Raw genomic sequence first — 10,041 nt, 5'->3', positions numbered from 1 at the left:
AGGGAAAGCGAAGAAAGTGGTACTCACCGCCTGCATGCGCAAGTTGCTGACGATTCTCAATGCGATGCTGAAACATCGGACGCCCTGGCAAGAAGTGGGGGCACACCATGCCTAAATCTCAAGACAGTTGCTGACACCGTTCCCCCCCGACTTTTCTTCTCGCCTATTTTCCATCCGTATCCTGACTGGACTTCATTGCCATGTTTTGAACCTTCTTAGTATAAAGTCAGGGGGACGCCACTTCCAAATCACAACACTAAGTATAAACGCGAAGGCGCAGGAAGAGATGATCGGAAGTCTTGGCTAGTTCCAGGACTAAGCGGAATAATGCCGACGACCGCTCCGATGCTAATGATAAGCGGAATACCAAATGGCACCAGCGAGAGCACAAGAAGGATTCTTGGATTCATTTTTCTCCTCTCACTTCTTACACTTCTAACAACCGAGACTTAATAACGGAAGATACAAGGACCGTTTTTCACGTTCCCAGTTTATGGGATTGACTCAGAGACCGTCATTGCCGATTTACCGGATTTGCCACGCTGCTTCTGTTGAGCACATGGGTTTGGCTCGGCTGGAAGGGATGTGGACTGAGGCGCTCGGCATGGCGTCTGCCATATCTCACGAGGTGGTGACGGCCACGCACGACGGCATTGCGACGCTTCGGCGCAGTTTTATAGTCGTGCGTGGTGAGGTGTCATACGGTCCAGTCGCAGTGGAAAACCGTCGCATCATGGCGACGCCGAAGCTCCACTCCCTTCGTCAACCGAGCCTCTTCATATTTCTGCGTTCTACTCCGTCGCTTTCTTAGCCTCAGCAGCCCGCTGTTCAGCTGACTGCTCCAATGTACCTTCCACCTGACGGGCCTGATCCATCGGAGTCTGTATTGCATCAACCGCGGCCTGTCCTGCAGCCTGCGTTGCCGCACTACCGGACGCAGCCGCAGCCTTCGTCTTCTCTATCGGCGTCTCCTGATTACAGCCCCATAGCCCCACTACCGCCAGCAATCCGACAACGAGGACCATACTGCATCTGGATTTCTTCATCTCAATCTCCTCAGCCCTATTCACCGTCGAGTGAACTATCACTTTACAAGGGGTGGCTGAGATGATCCCAACTGCGCGCGTCTTCCCGATCTCCCATTTCATTTTCAAGGGTGGCCTGGTCGATCCTCGATTGCGCGCGTCGAACGAGCACATTCTGATCGTGCGCGTTCCGCGAGCAGGAGGACGGCCAGGCTACCCTTCACATCCTTCTCAGGCCGCGCGTTGCGCGAGCACGGGGATCGCCTCAGCTACCCCAGCCCCCTTTTCAGCATCCTGCTCAATACAATCGTAGTCGCAATGTCACGAACGGACAAGCTATTCACGCTATTGCTGAAATCGCTTCGCGTTTCGCTTCATTGACTCCCCCATGTCGTTTTGTTAGCCTCAAGACCCGCCGCATTGCTACCGATAGAGAAGAAGGAAAATCCGCAGCGTTTTGGCGCCCAATCCCGAAAGGAGTTCCGATGGCTAGCTCAATCGCCTCCCCCGACATGCTTGCTGAACTGCAGAACAAGGCCACGCAGCTCCGGATCGAAAGTGTTCGTGCGACGACTGAAGCCGGGAGCGGGCATCCGTCCAGCTGCTGTTCGGCTGCGGATATTGTTGCAGCCCTGTTCTTCTCTGTCATGCGGTATGATCCCAAGAATCCGAAAGCCCTCAATAGCGACCGGTTTGTCTTGTCAAAGGGCCATGCAGCTCCGTTGCTCTATGCCGCCTGGGCCGAGGCAGGGCTCTTCCCAAAAAGCGATCTCTTGAAGTTGCGCACCTTGGCCTCGGACCTGGAGGGGCACCCGACTCCTCGCTTGCCGTTTGTCGATATGGCCACTGGCTCGTTGGGGCAAGGGCTTCCAGTCGGCATCGGCATCGCCCTGAACGCAAAATTCGTCGATAAGCTGGATCACAGGATCTACGTCTTGATGGGCGATGGAGAATCAGTCGAGGGATCCAATTGGGAAGCGGCTGAGGTCGCACGTCATCATGGGTTGGATAACCTCTGCGCCATTGTCGATGTGAATCGGCTGGGGCAAAGCGATCCCACCATGCTGCAACATGACATGGAGGCCTATCGCTCCCGGTGGGCCGGCTTTGGGTGGCAAGCGCTGGTGGTCGACGGGCACGATCTTGCCGCGCTGCTTGAGGCGTTCGATACTGCCGCCGGCACCAAAGGCAAACCGACTGTGCTCCTTGCCAAGACGTTGAAGGGGAAGGGTATTTCCTTTATGGAAAACCATCCCAGCTGGCATGGGAAACCGATCCCCAAAGGCGCGGAGACCCAACAGGCGATCGATGAATTGACCAAACAATTGAAGGCCAGCAGCACGGCTATCTCGATTCGGAAACCGTCAGTGCCGGTCCAGGGGCCTTCACCGATCAGTCCCCTCCCGCCGTCGCCCTACAAGATCGGCGAGGCAGTCGCCACCCGTGAAGCCTTCGGCCAGGCCCTTGAGATATTGGGCTCGGTCAATCCGCTGGTTGTCGGCCTGGATGCCGACGTGAAAAATTCGACCTACACCGACAAGTTCGGCAAGAAGTTTCCCAATCGGTTCTTTGAAAACTTTATTGCGGAACAAAACATGCTGGGGGCCGCAGCCGGCTTAGCTGCCTGCGGGAAGATTCCCTTCGTGGCGACATTCGCCGCCTTCTTTACCCGAGCCTACGATTTCGTCCGCATGGCAGCCATCAGCGGTTCGAATATCAAACTGGTTGGCACCCATATCGGCGTGAGCATTGGAGAGGACGGTCCCTCGCAGATGGGATTGGAAGATATTGCAATGATGGCGGCGCAGCCTGGCGTCATCGTGTTGTACCCATCCGATGCGACCTGTACCTATCGGCTTGCCGAATTGGCTGCCTCCCACAAAGGGATGGTGTACATCAGGGCCGGCCGGCCCAAGTCTCCTGTCCTGTATGGACCGGAGGAAACGTTCCAGCTCGGCGGGTCGAAGGTCATTCGCCAGAGCGCGTCGGATGCCCTGACGATCGTGGCGGCCGGCGTTACGCTCTTCGAGGCCCTGAAGGCCTACGACACATTGAAGGCGGCCGGCATCTCCGTGCGGATCATCGATCTGTACAGCATTTCCCCTATCGATCGCACCACGTTGCTGGACAGCGCCAGGGCCACACAGGGACGCATGCTCACCGTTGAAGATCACTATGCTCACGGGGGCCTCGGAGATGCGGTGCTCAGCGCCGTCGGACCAGAGGGCATCAAGGTGCATAAACTCGCTGTTCGCACAATCCCGCACAGCGGGAAGCCGGACGAACTCGTCGATCACTTTGGCATTGGTGCTCGCTCGATTGTCGAAGCAGCCAAACGAATCACGAAATAAGCCCTCCTGCACCGCTCTTCCTCATGAGTGTGATGAGATTGCTTTCCTGAACGTTCTGTCAGGATCGGTCCGCCAACGTCTGCGTCAGGAACCAACCGAAGCCCGCTAGCCCGCATTATTCACGAGGGTTCGTGACGAAACCGCCGAGACGCCAAGCGAGACGGGCGCGCGGAGCCGCGAGGGAGGGAAGCATACTTAAACAGTATGTTGACCGACTGAGCGGCGAGCCCGCCCGCCGCCAGGCCTGTCGCAGCGGCGTGTCAGCGGTTGCAGTAGAAGCCTTCGTGAATAATGCGGGCTAGGGCAGTGGCTGTTCGTGGAGAAACATCAGTCCGGCGATGATCCCGCATCGCGTGCGAAACTGGTGGGATTTCACTCGCCCGCTCATGGTGCGTCTTTTCGAGTCTGGGGGGCCGGGGCTGCCGTGATGCAGGACTGCATAATTTCCGCGCGGCATTGCCATGACGTGGCCGCCGTATTGAGATGGCGAACCAGTTCTTCCGGCGTGGTCATATCCACGGTGATATCCACCAAGACGTGATCGGGTATGCGATGAAAATACACGGCGTTCACACCCTGCAAGGTGAGCAGCGCCTTGCTTAGCTCGTTCTCATGGGTGTCGCAGCCAGGTCCAGTCAGCATGACGGGAACTCTCTCCATGGCAGCGTGGCTGGCTCCGATCGGCTGAAATACGGCAAGACCCACGGTGAGCGCCATCGCTAGCATCAGACAGGTGTGCCTGAGCACGGCCTTGCCGTCTACATGAGGCTGTAGGCAGATTGCGGGTATGCTCTTCGCGAAGGGCGTCTGCGTCAAGGTTGCGTATCTGCGATGAACTGTTCGCGTCATCGGAATACTTGTCTGCAGGGAGGCGATCTGAAGCCCGTGGGTAGGTTCATCGAGTTGTCGGAGCATGCGAAGCTCCGGTATGGGCAGGCGGCAAGGATGTCGCCGCCTGCCCGTCGCCCTTTACGGCACTTCGACGATGTCGGCCTTCATTGGACCCAGCACGGAAAGAAGTTCGTTCTTTTCCCTGGCTGGCACGTTGAACGTATCCAATGCCTTGACAAGGTCTTCTACCAAGGCATTGAAGGCAGCCGTCGTGACTTTCATGCCGGCATGCGCTGTTTTCATGTCTTTTCCCTCATAGGTGCAGGGGCCGCCGCTGGCTTGGCAAACCTGGTCGACCAGCTGTTTCTTCAGGTGCACCAAATCGGTATTGGCAAAATACCCGTTGATGCGCTTGTCTTGGCCCACGATGCTGACGAACTTGCCGACGACGGCCGTGATAGGGCCTGTTCCGCCGAGCCGTTCATAGAGTGAGGGCAACGGAGCATCGGCTGCCCACACCGGCGCTGAGCTCAACAGCAAGGCGACGGTCAGCATAGTCTTGATGGCGCGAGAAAGTTGTTTCATGAACGGCGCTCCTTTTTTGAGAGGTAAGTGAGGGATTCCTTCGAGTGCACGCCTCTATCATACTTCTAGTCGTTTAGGGTTTCCAGGGCGTCAGTGGCATCAGCGGAGCATCCTTGGCTACCGGTGTAACCGTCAGAGCGGCAATGGCTCCCCGAAGGGCTCCAGTGAGCGAATGCGTCACAATCGGATAGACCCCGGGTGATTCGGAGACTAAGTCGAATGTGGCGGCGCTTCCGGGTCCCACAACATAGGTTTGCACCCCTGTAAGTTTATTGGAGGGGTTCCCGCTCTCGTAGACGTTATCCCAAATCTCGCCGATCGGGTGGAGCGAGGAAAACTCGTTGGGGCCCGCGTTCACAAAATAGATCCGGACCCGCTCATTCGGTTTCGCCTCCAGCGCTTCCGAGCCGATGAAAAAGGGATGATACTTGAAGATCCCTCCGTTGAAGACCGTATAGTCGAACTTCCGGGCGAACATGGCCTCGACATCGTCGGGGTTCTTCCAGAGCTCTGATTGGACTAACAAAAACTCCCGGTGCGCTTTCGGCCAGACCTTCGGATCCTTGGGATCGACGATAATCGCGCCGAACATGCCGCGCGCGACGTGCTGGATCATGGGCGCCGCTCCGCAATGATAGAAAAACACGCCGGGCTTCTTCGCCACAAAGGTGAAGGAAATGGTTTCTCCCGGATTGATGGCCCGGTAGTTCTTCAGGAAATCGATTTCCGCCGCATGGAAGTCCATGGCGTGTGGAAAAAAGTTGGTCTTGGGATTCTCCAGCGTGAAGTTGACAGTGTCGCCTTCCGTGACCCGCACGGCCGGCCCCGGCATCTGGCCGTTGAACGTCCAGGCCTTATATTTCGTTCCCGTTCCTTCAATCACGATTTCCGCTTCCATGGCGGTCATCTTGATGTCATGGGTCTTCGCAGATGCCTCGGAGGGCAATCCCATCAATCCGGTCATCGCAAGGACCATGGCCCCTGCGATGGCCATCAGTTGAGGTGATTGTCTTTTCATCATAGTTGAGCTCCCTTCTGAAATGGTTGGGCGAACTTCTGCAGGCAAATGTGCAACTGGTGTTTTCTATGTGAGGGTCTCACAGGCACTTCGTCTGTGTGTGAGAAAGAGAATAACACAGCAAAACTCTTTGGTGTATATCGTAGTGTCCGGTTAAGAGTCAAGCCCTTTGTTAATCCCATGTAGATCGTAAGTTACGTGGTCCGGTTTTGTAGCACATGATCTGTCCGGTTCTTCCTGTCGAGTCTTTCAACCACGCGCGAACATGTTTCGCCCACCGTTGCCCGAGGATCAACGATTTGGAGTTTTCCATGGAACACGGCTTAGCGGGAGGGAGAAGGTTTGCATCTCCCTCCCTTGTTTTTTGGCAAAGAGATAGTTTATACGCTCGGGGCATGGTCTAAGCAAGCTCTACACGTTGTTGCCATACGAGAGGCAAGGTAACGAAATGCTACGAGGACGACGCTATTGGCTGATGAAATCGGAACCACGAGTCTTTTCGATCGATGATCTTGCACAATCCCCGAGACGGACTACCTGTTGGGATGGTGTACGGAACTACCAGGCGCGCAACTTCTTGCGTGATATGGCTGTCGGCGACCAAGTGCTTTTTTACCATAGCAACGCCGATCCGCCCGCTGTCGTAGGGATTGCAGAGATCGTGCGGACTGCCTATCAGGACGAAACGCAGTTTGACAAGACCAGCCACCACTACGACCCAGCCAGTACTCCCTCTGCTCCACGATGGGATATGGTGGACATCCAGTATCGTCAGACATTCAAATCCAGTCTGTCACTCGACCGGCTGAGACAGGAACCGAAGTTGAAGAACATGATCTTGCTGCGAAAAGGATCCCGCCTCTCTGTTCAGCCGGTGACGGAAGCCGAATGGATGCTGGTGCTCAAGTTGGCCGGTGTCCAGGCTGACTAAGCAGGCATCTCTTTGCTCTTTCGCCGCGGCTGTACGATCACTCCTGACCACAGGCGAGTTCCCACAGAGCGGAATTGATACTTTCCGGTTCAACTGGGAGCCAGCGGTCCTTGTCTACATATCCATCAACCCGGATACCAGATCCCATCTGGAGTGAAAACTCCGTATACGCGAGCAATCGAACAAGCTTTTCGCGGCAGTCGAGTTGTTTGTGAGTCGTTGTCGATAAGAATCTGGAAGGGCCTCTCGCACTTCCTTGCATCCACTTAAAATCGATTAATTGCCACACCGTCGCCAAATTCCCTTCTCTGCGAATGGTGTCCGCCTCGATGTACAGAGTCTGTAGTCCCGGCAACAGATTGTCTTTCTCAACTGCCACCCACTCCGCATAAGCTGGAACATTGCTCACAAACAAAACTGTGATCAGCTGCCAGAAACCCATGAGGTAGACTGACGGCGCCTTAACGGGATGTCTCATTCTGCCCATACCAAGACGTCACAGGGAAAAGCGCACAATCAGGGCACATCTCCCGCGCAGCGTACGCCGAGTGTTGGTCCCCAGTAGGTCACTTCATCCCACCCTCGATAGCTGGCCCGGAGATCCGGTGGTTTTTCGTTCCATTCCCCGCCCCGCAACACCCGGAAGGAGCCACGTGCCGGTCCCTGTGGGTCTCTGACCGGAGACGTCTGGTAAAAGTCCTCTGCGTACCAATCCTTTACCCACTGTGACACACTACCGACCAAGCCAAAGACCCCATAGGGCGATGCTGTCGCCGCCTGGCGCCCAACAAACTCGGTTCCGTTGACGCCGGTCCTAAGCTCTCCATTTCTCACACGACTCTTGATCACCTCTTCGTCATTGCCCCAGGGGTAACGGCGGCCATCCGTCCCTCGAGCCGCCTTTTCCCATTCAGCTTCTGTCGGCAATCGTTTACCTTGCCACTGGCAAAAGGATCGCGCCTGGTTCCAGGTAATGTTGGTCACAGGATGCTGCGTGCGGTGAGGGTCGTCGAATGTCTGGCGATCTTTGGGCGGCGTACAGCCCCCTCCTTCAACACACTGTCGGTACCCTGCGTTCGTCACTTCATAGATGTCGAACCAATAAGAACTGAGATACACTCGATGCATCGGACGAGCATCTTGCTGCCCATCCTCCGCACCCATTAAAAACTCTCCGGCTGGGATCACGACCATCCCCTCCGGTTGAGCAATCCCGCGCTGAGTCAACTGCTTCAGTTCTTCTTGCTGGGCCGTCCGTAATTGGTCGTTCACCCTCACGATCGCCTCCTCGTTCTGTGCGCTCGGCGCCTGTTCACGCACCGGGCTCGGCTGTAGGCGCGGCAAGGCAGAGTCCCGAGGATCGTTCTTTGACGATGCTCCGGCAACCTGATCTGGAAGCGGTGGAATCGAGGCAACCTCGGTGTTCCTGACTGTCTCGATAAGAACCGTGGTCTTGACGATTACTTTGGTAAGGACTTCGGCCGCACCGCCTCCCTTAACATTCTTCCTCCCTTTCCCGATCATCGCAAAGTCGAAATCCGGAATATTTGCGAGGAGAGGCGTGGCATAGCTAATTGGCAGCGCAAAGGACATCCCTTCCGGGACGATGCCGGAAGGATGGGTAAATTTGGTGGTCAGGAGGCCCACTACCTCTCCGCGTCGATTGAAGATGGGGCCTCCGCTGTTGCCGGGATTGATGGCCGCATCCACTTGAAAGACCCGCTGGACACCCTTTGTCCGCACCGCTGCGATCCGACCACGGGTCACAGAGACCTCTCGGAGGCCAAATGAAAATCCCACGGTGACAATTTCTTGATCGAGTCGGACGGCGCCCGCATAGCCGATGGGTGCCTCCGTCAGTCCCACCGTTTCAATCTTGAGCAAAGCGAGGTCGTGTTCAGAATCGGTGCTGATGATGGTTGCCGGCGCGCGGAAATCTCCAGCTGTCACGACGAAGACCTTCTTAGCATTGGCAACCACGTGGTCCGCGGTCAATATATACCCGTCACTATGGACAATGACCCCACTCCCTGCCGGCTTTGCAGCAGATGTCTCCACTCGATCGGCTCCCCAAAGATTACCGGAGCCGACGACGATCACTACGCACAAAAACACAGCCATCCGTTTCATGGTCGAATCGGGATCACCACACTGATTGCACCGGCATTTTGTCCGAGTCTAAGTCCTTCACGGGGATAACCGGTCCTGTCCGGTGCTCCTTTGGGATCACCGTGGCAATCCAAGCATTTCCTTGTCGTATAGAGCGGAAACATGAGGCGCAATAATCCGCTTTTCGAAGTCACTTCGCTGATCACTTTTTCACGTGGATATGAGGGCTCGGCAAAGGCCTCCAACGCCGCTCGTTCCATCACATCAGGCGCATTGAGTGGATTACGAGGCTCCAGTGCCGTCTGCTTGAGCCCTACGTGCGTCCGTTCCGTGAATCGGGCGGCCACGCGCGCACCGAAGATTGCCGGAATTAACTCTTTGAGTTCCCTGCCTGGTTGATCAGCTTGCCGGTGGGCCTGTTCGACCACCTGCCTACTGACCGACACCAGTTCTTTGAGAAGCTTCTTTGCCCGAGGCGAAATTCTCGCAGCCTCTAGATCTCGAAGATCGGTACCTGAGCGACTGTAAAAGATCTCCGTTAATTGTCGCTCAAACATGTCCGGGGTAAAACCTTTCTCAATTGTTTCGTGATCGCCCGACAGCACTTGCTGCTCATTGATCACATTTCTCCCGGAATCGAGAAGGATCGCCAGGAGGCGAGCAGTCGTCTCAAGTTCAAGAATAGTTTTGAGGGAGAGGCCGGATTCCGGCTGACGATCCTTCGCACAAACACCTTCGCCCTTTGCCCAACCGGCCATGGTGCAGGCCAAGAGCAATGCGATAATCCACCGCAAGCGACTAGCCATAACATCGACCCTGCCGCGTATGCATGGTGGAACAACTTGCGAGATCACCCCAACAGACCGGGAGCCCTCACTGATGGATGGTACGTTTGGTCATAGGTGAAGTCAAGCCATGCAGGCGGCTTGACCTATGCACACATGCAAGCAGACATCGATCGCGTCGTTACCTGTATCAGACAATTGGCCATCGCAAGACCGCTTTATGAAATACGGAACGGGGAATGTCCATGGGGGCCGACGTAACCATCTAAGGAAGGTCTGATTTATTCTCCGTTCATGATGTGCTAAGGGTAGCGCAGCACTGAACGGGAGGCGCGCCCATGCAGCAATCGACATTTGCCGAGGTTACGTTTGAACAGTATCGCAAGCCCACTCGCCGGGAACGGTT

General features: G+C 56.0%; 11 protein-coding genes. 4 read left to right on the top strand and 7 right to left on the bottom strand.

The window, feature by feature from the left end; translation table 11 throughout:
* Window positions 1-115 (top strand): IS110 family transposase (locus tag HZB34_16950; GenBank protein MBI5317652.1); only part of this gene is annotated, 115 nt, incomplete at its 5' end.
* A 378-nt stretch (window positions 116-493) separates the two neighbouring features.
* Entirely contained in the window at window positions 494-811 is a 318-nt protein-coding gene (locus HZB34_16945; protein MBI5317651.1) for a hypothetical protein, read from the top strand.
* Here HZB34_16945 and HZB34_16940 read toward each other — a convergent pair.
* Entirely contained in the window at window positions 792-1,046 is a 255-nt protein-coding gene (locus HZB34_16940) for a hypothetical protein (protein ID MBI5317650.1), read from the bottom strand. The genes HZB34_16945 and HZB34_16940 overlap by 20 nt on opposite strands.
* Before the next feature lie 464 nt (window positions 1,047-1,510).
* On the opposite strand from HZB34_16940, the gene HZB34_16935 reads away from it, so the two are divergent.
* A complete protein-coding gene (locus HZB34_16935) occupies window positions 1,511-3,376 on the top strand; it encodes a transketolase (protein ID MBI5317649.1) in 1,866 nt (621 codons plus the stop codon).
* 384 nt (window positions 3,377-3,760) lie between these two features.
* Here the strand turns inward: HZB34_16935 and HZB34_16930 are convergent, their stop codons facing one another.
* The 3 genes from HZB34_16930 to HZB34_16920 all read right to left on the bottom strand — a co-directional run bounded on the left by HZB34_16930 (window position 3,761) and on the right by HZB34_16920 (window position 5,786).
* Window positions 3,761-4,093: a hypothetical protein gene (locus HZB34_16930; protein ID MBI5317648.1), complete on the bottom strand. Its 333-nt coding sequence runs from the start codon at window positions 4,091-4,093 to the stop codon at window positions 3,761-3,763.
* A gap of 252 nt (window positions 4,094-4,345) precedes the next feature.
* Window positions 4,346-4,762 (bottom strand): group 1 truncated hemoglobin, encoded by a 417-nt coding sequence (locus tag HZB34_16925; GenBank protein MBI5317647.1) that lies wholly within the window; start codon window positions 4,760-4,762, stop codon window positions 4,346-4,348.
* 103 nt (window positions 4,763-4,865) lie between these two features.
* On the bottom strand, window positions 4,866-5,786 hold the full coding sequence (locus HZB34_16920) for a multicopper oxidase domain-containing protein (protein ID MBI5317646.1): 921 nt from the start codon (window positions 5,784-5,786) through the stop codon (window positions 4,866-4,868).
* Between the two features lie 472 nt (window positions 5,787-6,258).
* Between HZB34_16920 and HZB34_16915 the strand changes: the two genes are divergently transcribed.
* On the top strand, window positions 6,259-6,741 hold the full coding sequence (locus HZB34_16915; GenBank protein ID MBI5317645.1) for an EVE domain-containing protein: 483 nt from the start codon (window positions 6,259-6,261) through the stop codon (window positions 6,739-6,741).
* A 37-nt stretch (window positions 6,742-6,778) separates the two neighbouring features.
* Here the strand turns inward: HZB34_16915 and HZB34_16910 are convergent, their stop codons facing one another.
* The 3 genes from HZB34_16910 to HZB34_16900 are packed head-to-tail and all read right to left on the bottom strand — an operon-like array spanning window position 6,779 to window position 9,656.
* A complete protein-coding gene (locus HZB34_16910; protein MBI5317644.1) occupies window positions 6,779-7,219 on the bottom strand; it encodes a hypothetical protein in 441 nt (146 codons plus the stop codon).
* Between the two features lie 38 nt (window positions 7,220-7,257).
* On the bottom strand, window positions 7,258-8,871 hold the full coding sequence (locus tag HZB34_16905) for an SUMF1/EgtB/PvdO family nonheme iron enzyme (GenBank protein ID MBI5317643.1): 1,614 nt from the start codon (window positions 8,869-8,871) through the stop codon (window positions 7,258-7,260).
* Complete coding sequence (locus HZB34_16900) at window positions 8,868-9,656, bottom strand: DUF3365 domain-containing protein (GenBank protein MBI5317642.1); 789 nt, start codon at window positions 9,654-9,656, stop codon at window positions 8,868-8,870. The genes HZB34_16905 and HZB34_16900 overlap by 4 nt, the downstream gene beginning before the upstream one ends.
* Window positions 9,657-10,041: the final 385 nt, after the last annotated feature.

It is taken from the genome of Nitrospirota bacterium (assembly GCA_016219645.1).
Classification (GTDB): Bacteria; Nitrospirota; Nitrospiria; order Nitrospirales; family Nitrospiraceae; genus Palsa-1315.
The sequence above is the reverse complement of the archived record's forward strand: the minus strand, read 5'-3'. Positions and strand labels throughout refer to the sequence as shown.